Origin of the sequence: Acinetobacter sp. S54 (assembly GCF_016624945.1) — a bacterium.
Lineage (GTDB): Bacteria > Pseudomonadota > Gammaproteobacteria > Pseudomonadales > Moraxellaceae > Acinetobacter.
In genome coordinates this window covers 436,891-461,907 of the sequence record NZ_JACVUI010000003.1, presented here as the reverse complement: position 1 = coordinate 461,907, position 25,017 = coordinate 436,891, and the positions used below count along the sequence as shown (strand labels likewise).

Annotated in this window: 25 protein-coding genes and 1 pseudogene; 14 read left to right on the top strand and 12 right to left on the bottom strand. The window is 36.8% G+C overall.

Features of this window, described 5'->3' with window-relative positions:
* Positions 1–14: 14 nt before the first annotated feature.
* Positions 15–866, bottom strand: a complete 852-nt coding sequence (locus tag IAE20_RS07800) for a hypothetical protein (RefSeq protein WP_200481869.1) — start codon at positions 864–866, stop codon at positions 15–17.
* A 317-nt stretch (positions 867–1,183) separates the two neighbouring features.
* On the opposite strand from IAE20_RS07800, the gene IAE20_RS07795 reads away from it, so the two are divergent.
* From IAE20_RS07795 to gcvH, 10 genes are all read left to right on the top strand, one after another.
* Complete coding sequence (locus IAE20_RS07795; RefSeq protein ID WP_200460253.1) at positions 1,184–1,747, top strand: TetR/AcrR family transcriptional regulator; 564 nt, start codon at positions 1,184–1,186, stop codon at positions 1,745–1,747.
* A 506-nt stretch (positions 1,748–2,253) separates the two neighbouring features.
* Positions 2,254–2,568, top strand: coding sequence for an ArsR/SmtB family transcription factor (locus tag IAE20_RS07790; protein WP_200460252.1), 315 nt, complete (start codon positions 2,254–2,256; stop codon positions 2,566–2,568).
* A gap of 139 nt (positions 2,569–2,707) precedes the next feature.
* On the top strand, positions 2,708–3,904 hold the full coding sequence (gene sstT / locus IAE20_RS07785) for a serine/threonine transporter SstT (RefSeq protein ID WP_200481870.1): 1,197 nt from the start codon (positions 2,708–2,710) through the stop codon (positions 3,902–3,904).
* 22 nt (positions 3,905–3,926) lie between these two features.
* Positions 3,927–4,601, top strand: a complete 675-nt coding sequence (locus tag IAE20_RS07780; protein WP_200481871.1) for a YoaK family protein — start codon at positions 3,927–3,929, stop codon at positions 4,599–4,601.
* A gap of 13 nt (positions 4,602–4,614) precedes the next feature.
* Positions 4,615–5,151 (top strand): DUF2058 domain-containing protein, encoded by a 537-nt coding sequence (locus IAE20_RS07775; protein ID WP_200460249.1) that lies wholly within the window; start codon positions 4,615–4,617, stop codon positions 5,149–5,151.
* 140 nt (positions 5,152–5,291) lie between these two features.
* Entirely contained in the window at positions 5,292–6,557 is a 1,266-nt protein-coding gene (locus IAE20_RS07770; protein ID WP_200460248.1) for a mechanosensitive ion channel family protein, read from the top strand.
* 12 nt (positions 6,558–6,569) lie between these two features.
* Positions 6,570–8,417 (top strand): ABC transporter ATP-binding protein, encoded by a 1,848-nt coding sequence (locus IAE20_RS07765; protein WP_200481948.1) that lies wholly within the window; start codon positions 6,570–6,572, stop codon positions 8,415–8,417.
* Entirely contained in the window at positions 8,417–8,857 is a 441-nt protein-coding gene (locus IAE20_RS07760; protein WP_200481872.1) for a MaoC family dehydratase, read from the top strand. The genes IAE20_RS07765 and IAE20_RS07760 overlap by 1 nt, the downstream gene beginning before the upstream one ends.
* A gap of 105 nt (positions 8,858–8,962) precedes the next feature.
* The gene (locus tag IAE20_RS07755; RefSeq protein ID WP_200460246.1) at positions 8,963–9,988 is read left to right on the top strand and encodes a helix-turn-helix transcriptional regulator; all 1,026 of its coding nucleotides are present in this window, start codon (positions 8,963–8,965) and stop codon (positions 9,986–9,988) included.
* A gap of 72 nt (positions 9,989–10,060) precedes the next feature.
* Positions 10,061–10,435, top strand: coding sequence for a glycine cleavage system protein GcvH (gene gcvH / locus IAE20_RS07750; protein ID WP_200460245.1), 375 nt, complete (start codon positions 10,061–10,063; stop codon positions 10,433–10,435).
* 44 nt (positions 10,436–10,479) lie between these two features.
* Here gcvH and IAE20_RS07745 read toward each other — a convergent pair whose 3' ends face one another.
* The 3 genes from IAE20_RS07745 to IAE20_RS07735 form a co-directional block, all read right to left on the bottom strand.
* On the bottom strand, positions 10,480–11,538 hold the full coding sequence (locus IAE20_RS07745) for a 3-deoxy-7-phosphoheptulonate synthase (RefSeq protein ID WP_200481873.1): 1,059 nt from the start codon (positions 11,536–11,538) through the stop codon (positions 10,480–10,482).
* A 674-nt stretch (positions 11,539–12,212) separates the two neighbouring features.
* Positions 12,213–13,322, bottom strand: coding sequence for an S-(hydroxymethyl)glutathione dehydrogenase/class III alcohol dehydrogenase (locus IAE20_RS07740; RefSeq protein WP_200460243.1), 1,110 nt, complete (start codon positions 13,320–13,322; stop codon positions 12,213–12,215).
* Positions 13,323–13,342: 20 nt separating this feature from the next.
* Positions 13,343–13,618 carry a metal/formaldehyde-sensitive transcriptional repressor gene (locus tag IAE20_RS07735; protein WP_200460242.1) on the bottom strand — a complete coding sequence of 92 codons (276 nt, stop codon included), beginning with the start codon at positions 13,616–13,618 and terminating at the stop codon, positions 13,343–13,345.
* A 299-nt stretch (positions 13,619–13,917) separates the two neighbouring features.
* On the opposite strand from IAE20_RS07735, the gene IAE20_RS07730 reads away from it, so the two are divergent.
* On the top strand, positions 13,918–15,414 hold the full coding sequence (locus IAE20_RS07730; RefSeq protein WP_227610893.1) for a phospholipase D family protein: 1,497 nt from the start codon (positions 13,918–13,920) through the stop codon (positions 15,412–15,414).
* 71 nt (positions 15,415–15,485) lie between these two features.
* Here IAE20_RS07730 and IAE20_RS07725 read toward each other — a convergent pair whose 3' ends face one another.
* The gene (locus IAE20_RS07725; RefSeq protein ID WP_200481875.1) at positions 15,486–16,082 is read right to left on the bottom strand and encodes a uracil-DNA glycosylase family protein; all 597 of its coding nucleotides are present in this window, start codon (positions 16,080–16,082) and stop codon (positions 15,486–15,488) included.
* Positions 16,083–16,223: 141 nt separating this feature from the next.
* Positions 16,224–16,421 (bottom strand): hypothetical protein, encoded by a 198-nt coding sequence (locus IAE20_RS16775; protein ID WP_227610895.1) that lies wholly within the window; start codon positions 16,419–16,421, stop codon positions 16,224–16,226.
* Between the two features lie 269 nt (positions 16,422–16,690).
* Between IAE20_RS16775 and IAE20_RS07720 the strand changes: the two are divergent.
* Positions 16,691–16,996, top strand: a pseudogene (locus IAE20_RS07720) (GNAT family N-acetyltransferase); the annotation flags it as partial.
* A gap of 52 nt (positions 16,997–17,048) precedes the next feature.
* On the opposite strand, the gene IAE20_RS07715 reads toward IAE20_RS07720, so the two are convergent.
* The 4 genes from IAE20_RS07715 to IAE20_RS07700 are packed head-to-tail and all read right to left on the bottom strand — an operon-like array spanning position 17,049 to position 20,893.
* Positions 17,049–17,792 (bottom strand): SDR family oxidoreductase, encoded by a 744-nt coding sequence (locus IAE20_RS07715; protein WP_200481876.1) that lies wholly within the window; start codon positions 17,790–17,792, stop codon positions 17,049–17,051.
* 12 nt (positions 17,793–17,804) lie between these two features.
* Positions 17,805–18,503, bottom strand: a complete 699-nt coding sequence (locus IAE20_RS07710; RefSeq protein WP_200481877.1) for a histidine phosphatase family protein — start codon at positions 18,501–18,503, stop codon at positions 17,805–17,807.
* Positions 18,500–19,621, bottom strand: coding sequence for a phosphotransferase family protein (locus IAE20_RS07705; RefSeq protein WP_200481878.1), 1,122 nt, complete (start codon positions 19,619–19,621; stop codon positions 18,500–18,502). Before IAE20_RS07705 ends, IAE20_RS07710 begins: the two co-directional genes overlap by 4 nt.
* A gap of 30 nt (positions 19,622–19,651) precedes the next feature.
* Entirely contained in the window at positions 19,652–20,893 is a 1,242-nt protein-coding gene (locus tag IAE20_RS07700; protein WP_200481879.1) for an acyl-CoA dehydrogenase family protein, read from the bottom strand.
* 91 nt (positions 20,894–20,984) lie between these two features.
* Here IAE20_RS07700 and IAE20_RS07695 point away from each other — a divergent pair, with 91 nt between their 5' ends.
* Positions 20,985–21,914, top strand: coding sequence for a LysR family transcriptional regulator (locus IAE20_RS07695; protein ID WP_200460235.1), 930 nt, complete (start codon positions 20,985–20,987; stop codon positions 21,912–21,914).
* Positions 21,915–22,029: 115 nt separating this feature from the next.
* A complete protein-coding gene (locus IAE20_RS07690; RefSeq protein WP_200481880.1) occupies positions 22,030–23,694 on the top strand; it encodes a phosphoethanolamine transferase in 1,665 nt (554 codons plus the stop codon).
* Between the two features lie 60 nt (positions 23,695–23,754).
* On the opposite strand, the gene IAE20_RS07685 is transcribed toward IAE20_RS07690, so the two are convergent.
* The gene (locus IAE20_RS07685) at positions 23,755–24,357 is read right to left on the bottom strand and encodes a nitroreductase family protein (RefSeq protein ID WP_200481881.1); all 603 of its coding nucleotides are present in this window, start codon (positions 24,355–24,357) and stop codon (positions 23,755–23,757) included.
* A gap of 142 nt (positions 24,358–24,499) precedes the next feature.
* A complete protein-coding gene (locus IAE20_RS07680; RefSeq protein WP_200481882.1) occupies positions 24,500–24,991 on the bottom strand; it encodes a hypothetical protein in 492 nt (163 codons plus the stop codon).
* Positions 24,992–25,017: the final 26 nt, after the last annotated feature.

Below are 25,017 nucleotides of genomic sequence, written 5' to 3'. Positions count from 1 at the left end.
TTCCCGATTTATATCTATATCGAGTTTAAGGTTATCTGATACATTTTTGTCCAGAAATCCTGCCAGAGTGATAAATAATTTTGTGTGGTTTCACGTAAAATAGTTTCACTTTCAGGGCTAATAGCCTGAATGCAAAGCATCCAGAGATCATTGGCATGATTATCATCATTGGCTAAATTATCCTCATCATTGGCTAAACCATGACACGCGTAATAACCTTGATCAAAAATATCACCAAATTTTTTCAAATTTAGATGCAACGCTTCGCTAAAGACGATAACTTGTTTTTCAGTAATTGACAAAATAAGCAATAATGCTATGTAACTATCATAGTGCCCACGAATAAAATTTTGTAGCTCTAGAGCTTCAGGTTCAATGCTGTTTTGTGAAAGAGGATCTACTCCAAAGGTTTCCAGTATTTTTAGATAATACGCAAGATGCGATTTTGCTGGTGAACTTTGCTGAAGATCAGCAGTATCAAAACCTAACTCATCCAATAAATTGAGTGAAAGTAAATAACGTGCATAGATCTTTGATAAAATTCGATTATGAAGATGAATATTCGTATTGCTTTCTAACTGTTGAGCTTGAAAGATCAGCATACTTAATGCATCAGTAAAAATTTTTACAATACAATTCAAGTAATTGATATGTATAATCTTTAATTGCTCAAAATTTATTTTTTGACTTTTTAGATCGCTTAAAATCGGATGTTCAAATAAAGCATGATCATCTATGTCCACTTTCAGACGCCTAACCAGTTCTGTATTAAATGTCCACAAATCCGTAGAAATGGCATTTTTAATAAAAGCCATGGCCTCAGCGCGTGAGTGTTCAGATTGCGTAAATGACAGATTGTGAATCATAGATTTTTCTTTCACATACAGAGCATTCAGTATATAAAAAAAGAAATAACCAATCTATAGATAAGAGAGAGGAATCGTAAAAAAACTTTTAGGAATAAATTAGTTATAAAAAATACCTGTTTATATAGAAAGTCATTCTTGTATCATCACTAGACTTGTGTTTTGATAAGCCCCCAGAACAAGCTAAGTGATTAAATTTTTATCACATTTTCATTTAAGCTTAAACTTAAATGTTATACTGTCGAAATTATTTAAACTAAATTATCTAGTTATCGCCGCTGTACGCCAAATGATGTATTTAGCAGGAATCTAAAAATATGTCGAAAAAAGATGACATTATTCATACAGCCTTACGACTCTTTAACGCCAATAGTTATAATTCTGTTGGCGTGGATCGAATTATTCAAGAGTCAGGCGTAGCGAAAATGACTTTTTACAAATACTTTCCTTCAAAAGCCAAGTTGATAGAAGAATGTCTGGATCAACGTAATATAAACTTACAAGAATCTTTAACAGCTTCTTTAGCAGCTTGCGATGAACACGACTATTTAGGTCGCATTAAAGCTATTTATTTCTGGTATTCCGCTTGGTTTCATACGGCTGATTTTAACGGTTGTATGTTTCAAAAAGCAGTGGAAGAAGTTTTTAAAATCTATCCTTCGACTATTCGACCTGCACTTGAATACAAAGAATGGCTAACCAATATTATCCTTGGGTTACTAAGCCAACTTCAAATTAAAAATCCAGTTTCTCTTACAAATTTGTTAGTAAGCATTCTGGATGGCATGACTATGCAAGCTCAGATTGATAAAAATTCAGTCAAAATTGATGAATACTGGGCAAGAGTTGAACGCTTGATAGAGTTTGAACAAAAGCTATAAAGAAATAAAGCGTGAGTGATTATTATTTTTTTATCGTTATCATTATATTATTTCACGCTTGCGTCTGAAACCTAAGCAACTTTTTGAATAAAAATAAATTTATTTAAAAAGCTGAATGTGCATAATTAAGATTATGCCTTCTTATACATTAGTACATGCACGTGGAGGCTTATGTACTAATCTCCGAAAACATACTGTCATCGTTTTGCTCTGCGCTATCCTCTCTTTGTTATAACGAACGGAATACTCTAAAATTATTATAAATATACATACAAGTCTGTATGGATAAATATCATTATAAATAAGTTCTAGAAAAGCACAACTTTTTTTTTAGATTATGCAATTTTACCTGTTTAGGTTTATCAAATTATTTGGCTTGGTTTTCTTCTTTTATCCTTATAACTCGTATAAAATTTGATTAGAAGTGATCTTGTATTTATTTAATTCAAGTCATTTGAATGCATTCGTTCTATACTTATGCCCGCTGTAAATTTGAGGGTAAAAAGATGCAAGCAGAGTTCAAAATCGAGGAGATGCGAAATTCCGCGGAGAGTGTGGTTACAACGCTAAAATCTTTGGCCAATACAGACCGCCTACTTATTTTATGTCATCTTGCCCAAGAAGAACTAAACGTGTCTCAAATTGAAGAAAGAACACAAATTAGTCAGCCTACCCTTTCCCAGCAACTTATGATGTTGCGCAAAAGTGAAGTCGTTCATACCCGTCGTGCAGGCAAACAAATTTTTTATTCGATAAAAGATCAAAAACTAATAGATGTTTTAGCAACTCTTTATCGCCTTTACTGTCCGCAGTCGCTTTAATTTTTCATTTTATCTATCTTTTTTATCCATATTTTTCAATTTGTTCTTGAATTGCTTTAAAAAAAATTTAAGTTTCAAAGTCATTATGTATAAAATACTTTTTTTTGCTCATTTAGCAGTATATCGCTAAGGCTTATTTATGTTTTCAATTTTATCTCGCTTAAGTCTTGTTACTAAAATATTTATTGCAATTATTTTAGGTTTTTTTGTTGCTTTGCTTTTCCCTAGCTTTACTCCTTATTTGAGTTTACTCGGTGAGCTTTTTATTAAGGCATTGAAGTCTGTTGCTCCAATTTTAGTGTTCATCTTAGTGATGAGTTCAATTGCCAATTTTAAAGTAGGTCACAACGCTAACTTTAGACCTATTCTTTTGCTGTATGTTACGGGTATGGTTTTAGCTGCATTAAGTGCTATTGTCGCAAGTCATTTTTTCCCAAGTTTTTTATATTTAAATGTCAGTTCCCAGAATGACTTACAACCAGCAGGTAGCCTTACCGAAATTTTAAAAAACCTTTTACTTAGCTTTGTGACTAACCCAGTTCAGGCACTTGTGGAAGCTAATTTTATTGGAATTTTGGGTTGGGCAGCTGGTTTAGGTATAGCTTTACGTCATAGTTCAAATACAACTAAACAAATGTTGACGGATACATCTCATGCGATAAATCATATCATTCGTGTTGTTATCAATTTTGCTCCGTTGGGTATTTTTGGGTTAGTAGCCGTGACATTTGCTGATGCAGGCTTGGCTACTTTAAAAAATTATGCTCAATTAATCGCGGTTCTGTTAGGAACTATGTTATTTGTGGCCTTAGTTATTAACCCTATTTTAGTCGCATTGGTTATTCGCTCAAATCCATATCCTCTGGTTTTAAAGTGTTTAAGAGAAAGTGGAATCACTGCATTTTTTACCCGTAGCTCGGCAGCTAATATTCCAGTCAATCTGGATTTAGCTAAACGCTTAGGTGTAAATGAAGCGACAGCAAGTGTTTCGATTCCACTTGGAGCAACCATTAATATGTCTGGTGCGGCAGTGACTATTACTGTATTAACTCTTGCTGCTGTGCATACTCTAGGCATTGAAGTTGACTTTGTAACCATGATTATTTTATCGATTGTTGCTACAGTCTCAGCATGTGGTGCTTCAGGCGTCGCAGGTGGTTCTTTATTATTAATTCCAGTGGCATGCGGTTTGTTTGGTATTCCATCTGAGATCGCAATGCAGGTTGTTGCAATTGGAATGGTCATTAGTGTTTTACAAGATTCTACAGAAACTGCGCTAAACTCATCTACAGATGTCATATTTACAGCGGCAGTTGATATTGCATCGCGCAAATAGTCATAATTAAAGTTGAGGTCTTATGCCTTTTCAAAGTCTACCAAACTGGGTGCAATTTGCAGCATTTTTACTGGCTATGAACGCGGGTATGATTAATGTCCTGTCACTCATTACGGTGCTGCATCAATCTATTTCACATATGACAGGCAATGTCAGTATGTTAGCAATGGATCTGATTGACTTTAGATTTAGTAATGTTCTCTATTTATTTTTAGTCGTCATTTGCTTTGTAATTGGTTCATTTTATAGTGGGTTTATTTTGGGAAATAGCCAGTTCCTATTGGGTCGCCGTTACGGAGTTCCATTGAGTTTGGTGGCTTTATTTATTTTTATTTCCTGGCTGCTACTTCCCTACTTTCCTCGTTATGGTTTACTCTGGGCCTGTGCCGCAATGGGGATACAAAATGCAATGGTCAGCCACTACAAAGGTACAATCATTCGTACTACCCATTTATCTGGTGTTCTGACAGATATCGGTCTAGCGCTTGGGTATAAAGCACGTGGCTTACCATTGGATAAACGTCGTATTACTTTACATTTATTAATTTTAATTGGCTTTTTTCTGGGTGGAATTATTGCCGCAGTTATCCATCCTTTTCTCTCTATTCAAGCGTTCCTAGTTCCTGCGATTTTAAGTTTGATTCTGAGTATTGCATACTGGATCATTTACCTTCGTCATTCTTCTTTGCATCAATAATTTGGATTTAGTTATGGTTAAAAATGCATTACAGGCTCAACTGCTTAAAGCTGGGTTAGTTGATAATAAAAAGGCTAAGAAGCTCAATAAACAGACCCAACATGAGCAACGCACAGGTCAAAACAATGAAGCTGAATTAAAAGCGAATATTGAAAAGAGCAAACTAGAAAAGCTTGAAAAAGATCAGGCACTGAATCAGGAAAAGCAACGTCAGCTTGAAGAAAAAGCACTAAAAGCAGCAATCATTCAAATGATTTCTCAACATAAGATTAAAGATGTTGAGGGTGATATTGCTTACCAGTTTATTGACGAAAATAAAGTCAAAAAAGTCTATATCTCTCAGACCGTTTATAATGCTCTGGTGTCTGGCAGTCTGGTAATCGCAAAGGATCAGGAAAATTATGCTTATTTGCCTAAAGCATTGGCTGATAAAATTAATCAGAAAATGGAAGGCTTCATATTAGTCAACAATGCTCAGAAAAATGAGCAAACAACAGATGAAGAGGATCCATATGCTGCATACGCGATTCCAGATGATTTAATGTGGTAATTTAATTTTATTTAAATAATTGATTTTATTATTGTAAAAAGTCTTTTTCAAATCGTATAAGAAAAGTAGCTTTATACAATGTTATAAAGCTCAACCTTTACACTTTAGCCCATTATTAATTTGTGCAAAGGTGTAAAGGCTTGGATTTTTTAAAACTTTTCCATGATGTTGAAAACTGGATTGATCAATATCCATGGCTTGAGATGTTGACCTCATTAAGCGTTCTCATCCTTCTAGCAATTATCGCAAATTTCATCGCAAAACAGATTGTTGTTCGCGGTATTCGTAAGATAATTAGCAAAATTAAATTCGCCAATCAGTCTATTTTTGCGCAACATAGTGTGATTCGTCGTATCGCTAGCATTGTCCCAGCTATTGTGATTATGAACGGGATTACTACTGTTCCACACTTGTCCGAGAAAGTGATTATTTTTGTACAAATGGCTTCGCAAGCTTTTATCTTTTTGACAATCGCTCTTGCGATCAGCGAAATGCTGAACATTTTTAATCTAGTTTATCAACGTAATCCAAATTCTAAAAATAAGCCGATCAAAGGGTATCTACAACTGGTCAAACTGATGATTTTCATCGTTTGTGCTTTAATGGTTCTTGGTACTTTCCTGAAAAAAGATGTTTTTACTTTACTTGCTGGTTTCGGTGCAATGGCTACCGTGTTAATGCTGGTTTTTCAGAATACCATCCTTTCCTTAGTCGCCAGTGTCCAAATTTCATCTTACGATATGGTTCGTATTGGTGACTGGATTGAAATGCCTTCACTTAATGCGGATGGCGACGTCATTGATATGTCATTACATACCGTGACTGTACAGAATTTTGATAAGACTTTTACCACCATTCCAACCAATAAGCTTATTACTGACACCTTTAAAAATTGGCGTGGAATGAGCCAAGCGGGTGCGAGACGCATCAAACGTTCACTATTTATTGATCAGAGTAGTGTTCACTTTATGGCTGAACATGAACAAGAGAAGCTGAAAAACTTTTTATTACTCGATCAATATCTTGATACCAAACAATCTGAACTAGAAACTTTTAATCATCAGCTCAGTAATCAGACGGTATATAATCAACGCCGTTTAACTAATCTGGGCACATTCCGCGCCTATATTGAGTTTTATTTAAAACAACATTCTGGTATTGCTCAAAATCAGTCTCTAATGGTACGTCAATTACAGCCCACCAGTAATGGTTTACCTCTTGAAATCTATGCATTCACAAATACCACTGTATGGACTGCTTATGAAGCGATACAATCAGATATCTTTGATCATTTACTTGCAATTATTCCTGAATTTGGGTTAAGAATTTATCAAGCACCTTCGGGAGCAGATGTGAAATCTTTATCATCAGGTATAATCGTTGAGAATTTTACGCAAAAAGACTAAGAGAAAATTATGCTGCTGCAATGGTTCGAAAAACTGGTTAACCCCTATCCCGAAACAAATTTAAATGAACCATTGCCTACTTCTTTTTTTGCATTCGTATGGCAATCCACAAAAGGCGTGCGCCCTTTTCTGATTTTATTAATGCTTTGTACAGCAGGTGCAGCTAGTTTTGAAGCTTTATTATTTTCACAAATTGGCCATTTGGTGGACTGGTTAAGTCAAAGTAAACCAAGTAATTTTCTTGAAAATCATACTCAGCATTTGATTATTTTAACATTTATTCTTTTTGGAAATATTCTGTTTATTTGTTTGCAATCTATTGTGAAACACCAAGTGTTATTTAGTAGTTTTCCAATGCGTCTACGCTGGCGTTTTCATAATTTGTTATTACAGCAAGGTTTGGATTTTTTCCATAATGACTTTGCAGGACGCTTATCAGCTAAAGTTATGCAAACCGCATTGGCTGTGCGCGAGTTCTGGATGATTCTAGGCGACATGCTGGTTTATGTAATTGTCTATTTCATTACTATAAGCGCAGTCCTAGGTGCGGTCTCACCGATCCTATTAATACCTCTGGCTGTATGGCTGGGCTTGTTTATTTTAAGTGCTTGGTTTTTTATTCCTCGACTCAGTAAAGTGTCCAAAGAACAAGCTGATGCACGTGCGGTTATGACAGGACGGGTAACCGATGCCTATACCAATATTCAGACGGTTAAACTCTTTGCACATGCTGGACGCGAAAGTAAATATGCCAAGGAATCTATGAAGGAATTCATGGAAACTGTATTTAAACAAATGCGTTTAGGGACTTTATTTGAAGTCAGTACCACCTTACTAAGTGCTGTATTATTTATTGGTGTTATTGGTACAGCAGTCTGGTTATGGCTCAATGGTCAGGCTGGTTTAGGTGTTATTGCGGCAACAACCGCCATGATTTTAAAATTAAATAGCATGTCAGAATTTATGATGTGGCAAATGTCAATGCTTTTTGAAAATGTCGGAACTATTCAGGATGGTATGCATACACTTGGCAGACCAGTCACTATTCAAGATAAACCTGATGCCAAGGCCTTAGTCGTGACCCAAGGACAAATCAAATTTGAAGATGTCTGTTTTGCTTATAATAAAAAAAATGTGATTGACCATTTTAATCTTGATATTCGTTCTGGCGAAAAAATAGGAGTGGTTGGTCGTTCGGGGGCTGGCAAATCGACACTGATTCAATTGCTTTTGCATTTTTATACCCTTAACCAAGGTCGTATTTCGATTGATGGTCAAAACATAGAAGATGTTACTCAGGACACTTTACGAGCCAATATTGCATTAGTCACACAAGATACTTCTCTTTTGCATCGTACCGTTGCTGAGAATATTAAATATGGTAAACCAGATGCAACATGGGACGAAATCTATGAAGCAGTCAAAAAGGCACAGGCAGAAGAATTTATTCCGCAATTGACTGATATGCGCGGTCGTAAAGGTTATGAAGCCTATGTGGGCGAACGTGGCGTCAAACTTTCAGGTGGTCAACGCCAGCGTATCGCAATTGCTCGGGTATTTTTAAAGAACGCGCCTATTTTAATATTGGATGAAGCCACGAGTGCTCTGGATTCTGAAGTTGAAGCAGCTATCCAATCTAGCCTTGATGCATTGATGCAAGATAAAACTGTAATCGCGATTGCCCATCGACTTTCAACTATTGCACAAATGGATCGTTTGGTTGTTTTAGATGAAGGTCGTATTGTGGAACAAGGTACACATGAAGAACTCATTGAAAAAAATGGTTTATATGCCCAATTATGGAAACGTCAAACGGGTGGCTTTTTAGTAGAACAACATGAAGTTGAGGACAAGGAATAATGCTGTATCTGGAAGATTTAAACGTTGGGGATCGTTTTATTAGTCGTGACTATGAAATGACGGTGGAAGAAATTAAACAATTTGCTGGCCAGTATGATCCCCAACCTTTCCATCTGGATGAGGAAGCCGCAGAAAAAAGTACCATTTTTCAAGGATTAGCTGCCAGTGGTTGGCATACGGCTGCTGTGACTATGCGATTATGGACAGAATGCTTCCCCATTCAAGGTGGTTTAATTGGATCTGAGTCCAGTTTACGTTGGCCACGCCCTACACGTCCTGGAGATAAAATTCATGTGGAAGTTGAAATCGCATCGATTACACCCTCAAAAACTAAAAATGATCGTGGTATTGTGAGCTATATCACACAAGCATTGAATCAAAATGGGGATGTTTTATTGATATCAACGACTAAAATTGTAGTTTTTAGGAAAAAAATATAAATTGTATGCATGAAATTTTGTCCAACAATTTCTATATTTTTATTTTAAATTTCATGCCAAGATGTAACAGTTTATACGAAGCAAATGTTAAGCCACGGATAGCGAATGAAAATTAATTCAGCTCGTCAAGAACAAGGAATACCAGGGGTTTATGGCTTATTGCTATTAGACGTTGTATCCCGTTGGGGGTATAACGATCAAACCTTATTTGCTCCATTTCATTTAACTAGTGAGCAATTGGCCGATCCTGAATATCGAATTCCCATTCATGTTGCCAATGAACTGGTTAAACATGCTTTACGTTTAACTGGGGAAAGTACATTGGGGTATCATTTAGGTAACCAGATGCGCATTTCCATTCATGGTTTTATTGGTTATGCCATCATGACTGCGCACGACATTACGGATGCTTTGGCTTTAGCCACGCGTTTTATTCAATTGCGTATGCCCTTCTTACAGCTTTACTTTTCGACCTTTGGCCCTAAAGCGACATTACAGTTGCAATGTGATTTTGATCTGGAACCCTTGCGAACTGAGATTATTTTAGCTTTGACCATTGGCATTATGAGTATGGCTAAAGCATTGACAGGTAATGATGAGCTGATAGGTGAAGTTGATCTGGATTTTGAAAAACCAGAAGGCTTCGATAAATATTTAAGTAAGATGTCTTTAGATATGCGTTTTGGTCAACCGCATTTAATTTCAAGTTTTGACAAACACTATTTGGGATTAAAAATGGTGAATGCTGACCCCATTGCCAGTCAAATTGCCATTAATCAATGTGAATCCGAATTATCTGCTTTAGGTGAGCGTCGCCGACTTGCCATGCGTGTGCGTGATATTTTGACCCATTCAGAGCAACATTATCTAAGTATCGAAAGCGTTGCTGAACGCTTACATATGTCTGATCGTACTTTAAAACGTCAGCTTGCAGCGGAAGGAACCTCTTTTTCAACATTGGTCGATGAAGTTCGTTATCGACATGCAACCTCTTTGCTTTCAAGAACCGATTATAGTCTTGAACAAATTGCGGATGAACTCGGTTATTCTGACGTTGCTAATTTTAGCCGTGCCTTTAAGCGCTGGAGTGGTCGTAGCCCAAGTAATTGGCGTAAAGACCCGTATTTATAAGCTTTTATTTCTATTTAAAAACATGTATAACCACTTTTAAAATAAGCGAACTTTGGATGTCGAGGAGCTGCAATGAATCATCCTTCTGAATTGAAATATGCAAGTACCCATGAATGGGCAAAAATTGAAGGTGATCTTGTCGTCACTGGTATTAGCGACCATGCACAGGATGCTCTTGGGGATTTAGTATATGTTGAAACCCCTGAAGTAGGTAGCCGTGTAACTGCGGGTGCTCAAGCGGGTGTAGTGGAATCTGTTAAAACAGCATCGGATATTCATGCTCCAGTGTCAGGCACGGTAGTTGAAGTCAATACAGCACTTGAAGATGACCCTGATTTTATTAATGAGGATCCATATGGTAAAGGCTGGATCTACAAAATTAAACCAGACAATATTGCGGATGTTGATCAGTTACTTTCAAATACTGCATATGAAGCTGGACTATAAATAAAAAACCTCTCCTGACAACAATGAAGGAGAGGTTTTAAAACTTAAGCTGATTGGCGTAATGGATTTTGACTAAGTTGACTAGACATATCCAATAATAAACGTTGAGTTTTATCCCACCCCAAGCATCCATCAGTAACTGACTGACCATAGTTCATATCATTGGATATTTTCTGATTACCATCTATCAAGTGGCTCTCTAACATTACTCCACGTACATGACTTTGTTGTCGCTCAGCGATAATTTGCTTTAGAACTTCGGGTTGTTTCATTGGATCTTTAGAACTGTTGCCATGACTACAGTCAATTACCAGCGCAGGAAATTCGCCGTTGTGCTTTGTTTTAATCTGATCAATTGAAGCTAAATCGTAATTCGGACCATGATTGGCACCACGTAGAATCAAATGAGGGAATGGGTTACCCTCACTATGTAAAATTGCAGGCAAGCCGTGCTGATTCATACCTAAAAATTGATGTTGATTCTTAGCAGATTGAATAGCATCTAAAGCAATCTGGATTGAGCCATCTGTCCCATTTTTAAAACCGATCGCATAGGGCATGTGGCTGGAAATTTCACGATGAATCTGAGATTCACTCGTACGCGCACCAATTGCGCCCCATGCTAAAAGATCATCAAAATAACCTGTTGCCATTGGGCTTAGAATTTCGCTGGAAATCGGCAAACCCATTTCCACTATCTGTAAATATAAAGCACGTGATTTCTCCAGTCCCAATTGCAAATCAGATGAACCATCCAGATGTGGATCATATAAAAAGCCTTTCCAGCCTATAGTCGTACGTGGTTTCTCAATATAAGTACGCATAACCAGAAAAATTTGATCTTTCACTTGTTCTTGTAATTCAACTAATTTTGTTGCGTATTCTAGTGCAGAAACTGGATCATGAATGGAACATGGGCCCGTGATCACCATTAATCGTGAATCTTTACCCGAAAGTATATTTTGAATCGTTTGACGATGTTCATTAACTTGTTTTGCAAAAAAAGGAGATAGCGGATATGCCGCTTTTAATTCAGAGGGTAAGCTCAGTGAAATTTCTTTTGAAGTATTTTGTGCTATTAAAGTTTTATTGAGTGCGTTCATTTAATTTTTCCTTTGGACTGATTTCATTTTCAGTCCGAGCATTTATCTAAGCGATGTGGGTCTATTTAGTTGCGGGTTCTGGCTAAAGTAAAACCAATAAACATTGCTAAAATATGAAGTCATAAAGTTATACATGGCACATCTCCAAAATAAATAATGGTTTGAAATAGATATAAAAAAACCTGACCGGGGTTGCCGATCAGGTATTAACTTGAAGGGCAACCATTTTTGCTGCCCGAATGCAATCAGGCAACTATTTAAATTGCCAAAAGTAATAATAAGCGTTATTGATCACAGGTTGTTTTAACATTTCTATTTCAGTTAAATAAAACATATCTTGGTGTTCAACATACTCTGTGTTTAGGGATTTGACAAGTGTTTGTTATCTATTTTTACTCATTTTATCTGATTGAAGCATGTGTAAAAAATCATCAATACTGTTTAGACCCCTATCTACTTTATATAATTGGGCAGAACAATATACACTTTTAAATGTTTTCACTGTCATCTTATTAGTAGGTTTTATCTGTAAACTTTTATCAAAAAGACATCGAGGTATTTATCTTCATCTGGCAGGAAATGGTAATGGAGAACATTTTTATGAATGGCCAATCCTCTGCCTCAGGAAAATTCATTCCTGAGGCATATATGTAGCTAAAACAAAAATAGGACGTTTAGAAGTGAATTACACTACGAATCGATTTCCCTTCGTGCATCAAATCAAAGGCATGATTAATATCATCTAATGGCATAGTATGGGTCACGAATGGTTCAAGTTGGATCTCACCTTTCATGGCGTCTTCTACCATACCAGGCAATTGACTACGTCCTTTCACACCACCAAAAGCGGTTCCCAACCATTTCCGACCGGTTACTAACTGAAATGGTCGTGTTGAAATTTCTTGGCCAGCCCCTGCAACACCAATAATGACTGACTGCCCCCAACCACGATGTGCACATTCCAGTGCTGAACGCATTACATTAACATTTCCGATGCATTCAAAAGAATGATCTACGCCCCAACCTGTCATTTCTACAATCACTTGTTGAATAGGTTTGTCATAGTCTTTAGGATTTAAGAAATCTGTAGCGCCAAATTGTTTAGCCAATTCAAACTTATCTGGATTCATATCAATCACGATAATTCGGCCTGCTTTAGCTTGACGGGCACCTTGTACAACCGCTAATCCAATACCACCTAGACCAAATACAGCAACACTGTCACCCTCTTGAACTTTGGCTGTATTATGTACTGCACCTATTCCTGTAGTCACACCACAACCGAGTAAGCAGACTTGTTCGTGATTGGCTTCTGGATTAATTTTTGCCAAAGAAACTTCGGCAACGACTGTATATTCACTAAAGGTTGAACATCCCATATAGTGATAAATTGGTTCGCCATTATAAGAAAAACGCGTCGTTCCATCTGGCATAACACCTTTACCCTGTGTAGCCCGAACAGCGACGCATAGATTGGTTTTCCCAGATTTACAGAATAAACATTCTCCACATTCAGCTGTATAAAGTGGAATTACGTGATCACCCGGCTTTACACTGGTCACCCCTTCTCCAACCTCAACCACAACTCCAGCCCCTTCATGGCCTAAAATGGCAGGAAAAACACCTTCTGGGTCATCACCCGAAAGTGTAAAAGCATCAGTATGACAAACCCCAGTATGGGTAACTTTAATAAGAACTTCACCCGCCTTTGGCGGAGCTACTTCAACCTCTACAATCTGTAAGGGCTGACCAGGACCAAATGCAACAGCAGCACGTGATTTCATGCGTTCTCTCCTTCTTATCTTTACTTTAAGTACGATTTCAAAATTTTGGCAATATCTGCCAATTCTTCATGACGCTGTTGTTCCGTGGTTTCTCCAACCACCAAAGTGTCTTTGAGGTGAATCTCTAGCACTTCATTCATTAAACCATTCATCGCTCCACGAGTAGCGCAAATTTGTTGAAGAATTGCGGTACATGAACTGTCTCCTTCCAGCGCGCGTTCGATGGCTTGAACTTGTCCCTTTATTTTACGTAGGCGAAGGATAATTTTCTTTTTATCTTCGATTTGCTTTGGCATAAGCAGTTCCATTTATATCTTTTAATACTATACCCCAGTATAGTACTAATGTGAATATACTTTTATCAAAAATAGATTTAAGTATTTTGCTACATGATGTCGTCACCTTTTTCTATTAAAATTTTATTAGCTAAATATCAACAATTCATATTTGAGATAATTGATACAATTCAAATAACTAGCTTGAAAATAATTTTTACTTTTCTCATGTTTTAAGGAATGGGTGTATGCAAAAAATTTGGAGTAAATGCTTTGAACCAATAATAAGAATATGTCTGACATGTATGTTTTTTATAGTGATGACGACTTGGTTCCCCCAATCTAGTTACGCCTCTCAAGGAAATAATATTTTGAATAAAAGTAATTGGTTAAATGACCCATCTACCCAAGAAAACCTTGAAAAAGGACGAACTGCATTTATTCCTCTAGATGATGCTTTTGCCAGCATTGCTTCACGTATCCATCTTATTCGGAAAGCCCAACATACTATTGATTTACAATATTATATTTGGCAGAACGATTATGTTGGCCAGCTTATGCTCAAAGAATTAGTAAAAGCAGCAGATCGTGGGATAAAAATTCGCCTCATGATTGATGACCAAAATGGTAATAAACTTGATCAAACACTGCGCGCTTTATCTCAACATCCCAATTTTCAAATCAAGCTGTTTAATCCTTATCAATTTAGGAATTTTAAAATCATAGACTACTTGTTTAGGTTCAAGCAGATTAATCATCGTATGCACAATAAACTCATTATTGCAGATGATACAATCGCGGTCACTGGTGGCCGTAATATTAGTAGTGAATACTTTGATGCCAGTTATAAGTTTCAGTTTACTGATCTGGACATTTTATTTTTTGGCACGGCTGCAGATCAAGCCGAAAATCTCTTTAATGAGTTTTGGAATAATGAACTGAGTATTCCCGTCAACCAATTGGTCGGAAATGGAACCGCCAAACAGCTTGTCGAACTTAGAAAAGTTTATGAAAAAATTGATAATAGCTATACACCGACTGAAAATCGAATCAATGATGCACAAAATGAACTGAATGAAGCCTTGCAATTACGTTCTGTACAGTGGGCCAAAGCGTATTTTGTCGCAGATCGTCCCAATAAGATTCTTGGACAGGCCCGCGATCAAGAGCTGATTTATAATCAAATGATAAAAATTATGGGCTATCCTCAACAGCATATTGAACTGGTTTCAGCTTATTTTGTTCCTACTGAAAAAGGGGCAGAATATCTTTCCCAATTAAGTCGACAGGGAACAAAAGTTCGGGTTTTAACCAACTCATTTGCCGCCAATGATGTGGCTATTGTTCATGCCTTCTATTGCCAGTACCGAAAAAAACTATTGCAAAATGGCGTCAAACTTTATGAGTTTAAACCCTTACTAGAGCGAACAAAACCTACATGGTATGAAAAAGTGACTGGGCGAGTCATTCCAGCCAAAGGAAAAAGTAGTTCCAGTTTACACGCGAAGTTTTTTGATATTGATGGAAAGGTCTTTATTGGCTCATTCAATTTTGATCCAAGATCGGCACATTTAAATACTGAAGTGGGTTTGGTGGTTGAATCTGATGCATTACAAAATGAAATTACAGAAGTATTAGATCAATATTTACCCCAAGTTGCCTATGAACTGAAACTCAATGATCAAGGAAATATCAACTGGATAGAGTATAAGAGCGATGGAAAAACTATGACGTATGATCAGGATCCTGGAACCACAAAATTTCAGCGTTTTATGATGAAAATCGTGGCTTATTTACCTATTGAATGGATGATGTGATTAGACTTTACACTTAAATAAACATAATCCTAGAATTTCCAGTGGAATATCAACATTTATATCTTCACTTCTTAAACTAAACCAATATTTTCAAATAGTGGACGATAAGCCTCTGCTTTTTTTTCAAGAGATAAAGGATAAGCTCTGGAAGAAGATGGCATACGATATAAAGAAAGTTTTCGTTCTAAAAAATAGGCGTGAGTTGAATGTCCAATCTGTGGTTTTTCAGTATTTTCTGGTAAGGATAACATCAGTGTATCCGTGGCTTTATCTCCTGTCGTCATTACTGTATTACAGTAGGGAATTTGTTCAAGCAAATCCTGTAGATTGGTCGGCGTAATGATTTCCAGAAATTTATCTGAGGCGTTGCCTTTTAAACGTTGGATTTGTAATGCTGTATCAAAAATAGCTATTCCTTTTTCGATTAAAAACTCGCGTATTTGTTGTTCTTTAAAATTTTTATCAGCTAAATTCAGAAAATGGTTTTTATCATTAAAGAAAACATAACCAAAAATTCGCCACATATCGTTCTGAAAATTTGGATAATAAAAATCCATTTTCCAGCGCTCTTTAGGAGGGGGAAAACTGCCTAACATCAGCAAACGTGCATTGGCTGGTAAAAAAGGTTCAAGTGGGTGAGATTCTATGATTAGCTCATTGTTATTCATTGCATCTATCTTAATGAAATTTAAAGCGTTTAAATATAAAAAATTGTTAAGCAGCACCTATTAGACTGATCATATATAACGCTATGAAAAAAGCCCACCTTTTGGGCAAGCTTTTCATTGTTTAAACCGTCTTATCACGGATTAACGCAAACCATTTAACTCATCGTCTTTAGTAAGAACTACGGAGGTTAAAATTGGTGCCGCAAGAATTATAGGTACGATGATAATCCAAAGATCAGTCGTTAACTTACTTGAGAAGGAGAAATGAATGATGATAGCAGCCAAAATTAATACGGCTAACAATACAGCCATGAATCGAATTGCAAATTTTAAAAGCATTTTATGATCTCATGTTGTTTATAATTATCCCCAGTATAGTCCTTATTTTTGCATTAGCCTATTATTTTTATTATACCCTTTGATAAATTTTTAATTCTTTCCAGTGTATAAAATACATTCAAAAATATCGTAGAATTTCAAAGACCATCACGAGATTTTTAGTTCGATTATTTGATTGATTTTTCAAATAAAATAATGAAGTTATCTGCTTTATTTTGATGGACAAACACTGTATTTTTAACATGTAAATTAACTCAATAATATTTTAACCCATTTATTGTTTGGTAATAGAAGATGAAGCGCATGAACTTGTAGGATTCGTGCATTATATCTTTCATCGAAGTACATGGACGATCGAAAATTATTGTTATTTACAGGATTTATTTGTTAGTCCACAGCGACGAGTTTGTGGTTTCGGACGCAAGCTTATAGAAGCTGTGTATGTGGAAGCGAAGCAAAATAATTGCTCACGCGTGTATTGGCTAACGCAGGAGAATAACGCTCAGGCACGTATGCTGTACGATCGTGTTGCAGATCAGTCAGGCTTTATTCAATATCGGAAATTACTCAAATAACGTAAAAAAAAAGAGATAGCATTAAATTAAATACTATCTCATAAAATAAAAACTAGCCTAATTTATTGACCAGTCTAAGCGGTAAAACTTTCATGGCAATTCCCATTGGAAGCCACGGCCATTGAGGTACATAAGCTTTTACTGGTTCTTTCTCAATCGCTTTAACCAAAAGACGCGATCCAGTTTTTTCATCCACTTCAAACGGTAAATGTTTAGCCCCTTCATTTAGTTCGGTACGAATATAACCTGGAAAAATGGTAGAAACTTTAATGGGTGTATCAATCAATTCAGCTCGAATACCTTCAGCTAAGTGGGCAACAGCAGCTTTACTTGCAGCATAAGTTGAAAGATGTTTTGGTAATCCACGCATTGCACTCATTGATGAAATAACCACCAAATGCCCAGCATTTTGTTCACGAAAAATTTCAACAGCAGCTTCACATTGAGCTAATGCAGAAATAAAATTGGTTTCTGCAGTGGCGCGATTAATTTCAAAATTACCTTTACCAATACGACGACCGTTACCCACACCGGCATTGACAATAATACGATCAAGGCTTCCAAACTCATGTTTAAAGGCTTTAAATACCTCAAATACTTGATCGTAATCAGTCACGTCCAGCACTTTTGCAATCACTTTTATACCATATTGGTTTTGCAACTCCGTTTGCAGCTCCTCCAAACGTTCCAAACGTCTAGCACAAATGGCTAGGTTGTAACCTTTGTTTGCAAACTCTCTTGCCATGCCCGCTCCCAATCCAGAGCTAGCACCCGTAATTAAAATTGTTTTTCTCATAATAAAATCCTTTTATATCCATGTAAGCAAGTCAGGATTTGCTGCTTTGATAAAATGATGTTCATTTAAACTCAAAAGCTGTGGTTCATTTCCAACCAATCGCAAAGTCGTCAGACTGGTATTGGCAATTGCCCAATTTAATGCAAAAGTACGATTAGAATTCAGTTCCAGAATCTTTCCTGCAACAACAGAAATTACGCCACCCGAAGTGAAAACCACCGCGTAGCGCGGTTTAGTTTGCGCTAGTTCGTCGCATAAATCCTGTAAAGTTGCTTCTACGCGCTGCTTGAAGTGTGGCCATGACTCTTCATATTCATGATGGAATTCACCATCTGTCCAGCGTGAGATTGCACCTTCAAAAATTTTAGCCAAATAAGCACGAGGGTTTTCTTCTTTCGCTACATCTTCCTTAAGAAGCTCTGGTTGTTTAAATCGAGGTTCATAATGGGCAAAAACTTGTTGATGATTAAACTCATTCCAACCCCCATCAGTATGAATGACAGCTTCAGGAAAACATTCATTTAATGCGCCTTGTGCAGTTTGTAAATGACGTTGCATCGTACCCGCTACTATATAAGGCTGTTCCTTCAAAATATCCTTAAAATATTGCCCTAATAATGTGGCCTGAGCTTCACCGTTTGGAGAAAGCTCATCATAATTACTTTTGCCAAAAGACGCCTGACCGTGACGGACTAAATAGATCGTGGTCATTGTTTTAGCACTCGCTTCACTTGGGTTAGATATTTTTGAGCAATCTCTGAATCCTGTAATTTTTTCTGTGCAATCAATTTCAAAGCACGCACATGCAAGGCATGAATAACAATCCAGAAGTCTTTAAACGCTGGATTTTTAGTTTGTTTATGAAAGTAGCGATAATAAATTTGCTGAGCAATGACAGCCAGACGAAATACACCAAAGACTTCGTAAAAGGTCCAATTTTCGGTGCTTAGACCTGTTTTTTCCAGATAATAATTTACTACTTGTTTACGGTTAAACATGCCTTTTAAATTGGTAGGTTGTCTGCGAGTAGATTTAAAAATCATGTTATCTGTATCTTCTACCCAATAGGCTAAGGCACTACCTAAATCCATCAATGGATCGCCTAGTGTTGCCATTTCCCAATCCAGTACCCCAATGACCTGAGTCGGTTGTTCAGGATTTAAAATTACATTATCAAAACGCCAGTCATTATGAATAATACAGGTGGTTGAGTCGTTCGGAATATTGTCAAGCAACCACGTCCTGACATAATGAAAAGATGGAACATTGATGGTCTTGGCTTTTTCATAGCGTTTATCCCAACCTTCCACTTGTCGACGGCAATAGCCTTCACCCTTACCAATATGAGCAAGCGGCGTGTCTTGATAAGGCACTTGATGCAGTTCGATTAATTTATCGAGCACATTTACACATAATTCATGGACATCCTGCTCTGTAAAATTGAGCTCAGGAGGAAGTTTAGCTCGAGGAATAATGCCCTCAATACGTTTCATGACATAGAAGTCACAGCCAATGATAGATTCATCCTGACACAAAGCCACCATTTCTGGCACAACGGGATAAGATTGTGCAAGATTCTTCTGTACTAAATATTCACGCGCCATGTCATGTGCCGACTTCGCTTTGGTTCCTACAGGTGGTCGGCGTAAAATTAAGTCAGCATTGTCATATTGTAAGCGATAAGTCCAATTTGATGCTCCACCTGTATATTGAGTCACCTTTACTTCGCCATGTAAAGCAATGCCTTGTTGTTTAAGCCAGTTTTCTACTGCCACGACATCTAGCTCTTCACCTTCCCGAACCTGACTGCCAATATCGATGATCGACATATATTTTCCTTTAATGCTTTAAGTCTAATCTTAGGATTTCTTTTTTGTACTATAACCACGTTTTGCCAATTCGAGTTTAGCAATCATGCCTTTATGCACCTCATCAGGACCATCGGCCAGACGTAAACTACGGGCCTGTGCAAAAAATCCTGTTAAAGGAGTATCTTTAGAAACCCCTGCACCGCCATGTAGCTGTATCGCCATATCGACTACTTTTTCCAGTACACTTGGTGCAACCACTTTAATCGCTGAAATTTCAGTGAGAGCAGCCATATTACCAAAAGTATCCATTTTATAGGCCGCATATAAGGTTAAAAGCCGTGCCTGATCAATCGCAACTCTTGCCTCGGCTACACGTTCCAGATTACCTCCGAGTTTTAACAGTTCTTTGCCAAAAGCTTTACGAGACATACCTCGATCAATCATTAGTTCGAGTGATTTTTCCGCAGCACCTATACAACGCATACAATGATGGATGCGGCCTGGCCCCAGCCGACCTTGAGCAATTTCAAACCCTTGACCTGCTCCACCAATAAAATTCTCTAAAGGTACGCGAACATGATCAAAACTGATTTCGCCGTGACCATGTGGCGCATCATAATCGCCAAATACAGGTAACATACGTTCAATCGTTACCCCTTTTGTATCAATAGGTACAAGTACCATGGAATGTTGATGATGACGATCTTTAGTTTCGTCAGGAGTATGTGCCATAAAAATGATGATTTTAGCATTTGGATCACCTAGACCTGATGACCACCATTTACGTCCATTTAGAACAATTTCATTTCCTTCCACTACAGCTGTAGCTTGCATATTTGTAGCATCACTAGAAGCAACCGCAGGTTCTGTCATACAAAATACTGACCGAATTTTTCCTTCTAATAAAGGTTTTAACCATTGCTGTTTTTGTTGCTCAGAACCATAACGCCAAAGGACTTCCATATTGCCAGTATCTGGCGCGTTACAATTAAATATGGTCGGTGCCAGTAAACTACGTCCTGAAAGCTCTGCAATATGAGCATATTCCTGAACGGATAAACCCGCCCCTAATTCAGCATCGGGCAAGAACATATTCCAAAGCCCAGCCTGCTTTGCTTTGTCTTTTAAAGTTTCAAGCTGCGCGGGCCAAGTCCAATTTTTCCAGTTTCCATCTGGGTTAAGCAAGTGAACTTCATGCCAAAAGTCGGCTTCAATCGGCTCAATTTCATTGTCTATAAACGCTTTTGTTCTTGAAATAAAATCCTGTGCGCGTTCGGAAAGCTCAAACATGATAATTCCTTTAATAGATGTGTCATTTTACTTTACTTGAACATACGCTCAAATTTATTATGCATGAAATGATTTTATTGAATAGAAAACTATGAATAATATTCATGACCAAGTCCACCTTAACCATTCTTTGGAATTAGGCTTATTTCATCGCATTGATATCAATTTATATCCACTGTTTGTTGCAATTTTTGAACAAAAAAGTATTTCTAGTGCAGCATTGAGTCAATCGATTAGCCAGTCTGCTGCCAGTCATGCCTTACAAAGATTAAGGGTGCAACTCAATGATGAAGTATTTGTGCGTCATGGCAATAAAATGCTACCCACGCCGTTTGCTGAACGCATTTATCCTATTGTCAGAACAGCCTTGCTTTCGATTCAAAGTATTAGTCAACAAAAGCAAAATTTTGATCCGAGTCTGATTAAAACTTTAAGAATTGCAATTCATGATGAAATTGAACCCTTAATTTTTCCTAAAGTAATTCAACATTTCCAGCAAATTGATCCAGACATTCAGTTTAGTAGCATTAAGCTGAACCGAAAAACTATTCAAAATGACCTGAATACCCAACAATTGGACTTTGTCATTGATCTTGAAAATAACATGGGTGGAAACATTGGTTTTAACCCCTTGGTTTCTGACCGCTATGTAATCTGTACCCAACAAAATGAAATCACACAGGAATCTTATCAATCCGCCCCTCATATTGGAGTTTCATCACGACGTACTGGTATTTTACTTGAAGATATTTATTTAAATCATAACAATATATCTAGGCATATATTTCTGAGATGTCAACATTACTCCACTGCGTTACAAATTATTGAGCAAAACCCTCTGGCCATGCTAACGCTGCCTAAAACTATTTTAGAACATCTTTTTTATGCTGAACATTTAAAGATTCATGAATTACCTTTTCAGTTTCCTCCCATTAATATCGGGATGTTTTATCATAGTGATTTGAATGAAAATTTAAGATATCAATTTTTAAAGAAAGAAATAATTGCTTTATTTGCTTAGGCTATTTTGTTTTTGCTTCATGGTTCAAGCTGCCATATTCATGATAAGAAGTTCAGTTTAAGATAGATTTAAGATGTATTTCTTAAATTGCTTGCTTCCCATCAGGTGCTGATTTATGTTGCATTTTCTACGTCAAGTCAGAGCATCTCTACCCAAAGTTTCACTTGCTTGTTTTAATTTAATCATTGCGTTATGGCTAGCGCTTGCCTTGAATTTTTGTTTTTTTAGACATGTTCAGTCTTTGTCAGGATTTCAAGGTTGGTTTGAATGGATCTGGTTAGCAATTGTCGCTATCTCTTTGGTCGCTTACTACAATCTATATTTACAAGTTTTAAATTGGAAATGGACAGCAAAACCTATTTCCATTGTGTTAATTTTTTTAGGTGGTACGACTGCTTATTTTACCAATCAATTAGGTGCATATATCTCGCCTGAACAAATTCAGAACGTTGTACAAACCGATCTGGCAGAGACCAAGCAACTGATGACTATTCCTTTTTCGCTGTGGTGTATGGGAATGGTCGTTTTACCTATTATATTTGTTTGTTTGATTCAAATTGAATATCCCCTTATTAAAAAAAACCTACTTCAAAAAGCAGTCTATATTATTATTTCTTTTATTATTTTACTTATCCTCGTATTAAGTAATTATTTAAACTTTACGAATATATTTCGACAGCATAAAGATATACGACAACTTATTTCACCTGACAATGTATTAACTTCAAGCTATAAATATTTCCATCATTTGCATGAGAAGCATGAACCACTGGTTATTTTTGGCAAAGATGCAAAGATGCTCTTGCCTCAATCAGATCAATCAAAGCCAAAACTTATGGTATTGGTGGTAGGTGAAGCAGCACGAGCAGAGAGTTTTTCATTAAATGGTTATTCGCGGAATACCAATCCAAAGCTTAGTCAAATTGAAAATCTGATTAATTTTAGTCAAGTGACTTCCTGCGGTACAGCAACGGCTGTATCCGTACCTTGCATGTTTTCGGGCATGACAAGAGAGCAATATGACGCAAATCTGGCTGCACATCGCGAGGGCTTACTCGATATAGCGCAACGCGCAGGTTATAAAGTCACATGGATCGATAACGACTCAGGCTGTAAAGGTGCTTGCGATCGAGTTAATAATATTAAAATTAGTAAGGCGCTGAAAAAACAATATTGTCGTGATGATGGCTTTTGTCTAGATGATGTCTTATTAGTCAGTTTACAGCGCTATTTGGCTTCTATCCCACATAAAGATAAAACACCGCAACTGATTATACTTCATCAACGAGGGAGTCATGGTCCCGCCTATTACAATCGAACAACCACTGATTTTTCTCCGTTTCAGCCAACCTGTAAAACCAGTGCAATTCAAACCTGTGATCGTCAAAAATTGATTAATAGTTACGATAATACGATCGTTTATACCGACCATATTTTAAGTGAGATTATTCAAAGTATTGATAAAAACAAACATTATCAATCTGCACTTTGGTATTTATCAGATCATGGCGAATCTACGGGTGAAAATGGTATCTATCTACATGGCACGGTTTACGCACTAGCCCCTTCCCAGCAAACGCATATTCCTATGTTGATGTGGTTTTCAAATGATTGGAAAATGCAACATGATGCTCACATCGAATGTTTAAAATCGAAACAAAATCAAGTGTTGAGTCAGGATAATTTATTTCCAACTTTACTTTCACTTTTAGATATTCAAAGTAGTGTAATCAATGCCCAATTGAATATATTGAACCAATGCCAAACTGTACTGGATTAAAGTAGCTCATAAAAAAACCGAATTTAACATACGCTAAATTCGGTTTTTTGAAGCTGAGTTTTATTTAAATACTTTAAAACGGACTGCATCATCAATATAGGCTTTTTCACCTGCTGGCGCTTCAATTGACCCAAATACGAGTTGGGCACGTAGTTTCCAACTGCTTGGAATGTCCCATTCTGCGTGCACTTTATCATCTACAATTGGATTATAATGCTGTAAAGAAGCACCCACATTTTCTGCTGCCAATGCTGTCCAAACTGCGAGTTGTGCCATTGCAGTTGAATGCTCTGCCCATATTGGGAAATTATCTGCATATGACGTAAATTGTTCTTGTAAACCTTTGATCACGTCCTGATCTTCAAAAAATAAAACCGTACCCACTCCAGCAGCAAAGCTATCCATTTTTGCACTGGTTTTAGCAGAGGCTGCATCATCAGTTGCATATTCACGTAATTTTTCTTTTACAAAGTTCCAAAATTTTTCGTGTTCAGCATTTAATAAAATAACCGCACGTGAAGACTGTGAGTTAAAAGACGATGGGCTTTGACGGATTGCTTCCTGAATTAAATCAGTGAGCTGTTCAGGAGTTTGAGAGAGTTTTTTACCAATAGCATAAATGGTACGACGATTTTGCAAGAGCGGAAGAAAAGTATTCGACATTGTATTTTTCCTGATGATTTGCAACAAAATTTTAAAGAAAATGAAAACGATGTTTCATTTTCTTTTATAGCACTTTTTATGCCATTTTGTCGTATTGTTTCATTAGAAAAAATACAATAATACTTTGAATTATTAATGATAATTAAAACTTACTAAATAAAACTTGTTCAGAAACTTCATTTTTCCAGATTTGGCGTAATGTCGGTAAATAAAAACTTTCGCCAATTTCAATAAGTTCTGCATCTAGCAGGCTATGTACTTCATGTATAAAGATATAGTCCAAATCAACCAATGAAAGCTGGGAGTGTTTTATAGAAAGCTGCTTACGTTTAATTTGAGCTTTTTTGACGATTTGATTGGCAAACTCTTTATCCTTAAATGCAGTCATGGCATTCAGACGTAATTCAATAATGCCCCATGCTTCCAACAATTTTTTAAAGATTTCAAAATCTGCTGAAGTCGATTCCCATGTCACATTTTCCAGATTATTGTCTTCAGGCAATACAGGAAGCAATAACTCAGCTGTACTTGGAAATATTTTTTTTAGGTTAATTAGAAATTTAACAGGTTGTTCACTGGGATAATCATTGAATTGAATATGTTTTTGAACATCTGTCAAATAAACATCAAGCATAGTAAATTTCATCAGCAGTCAGTATT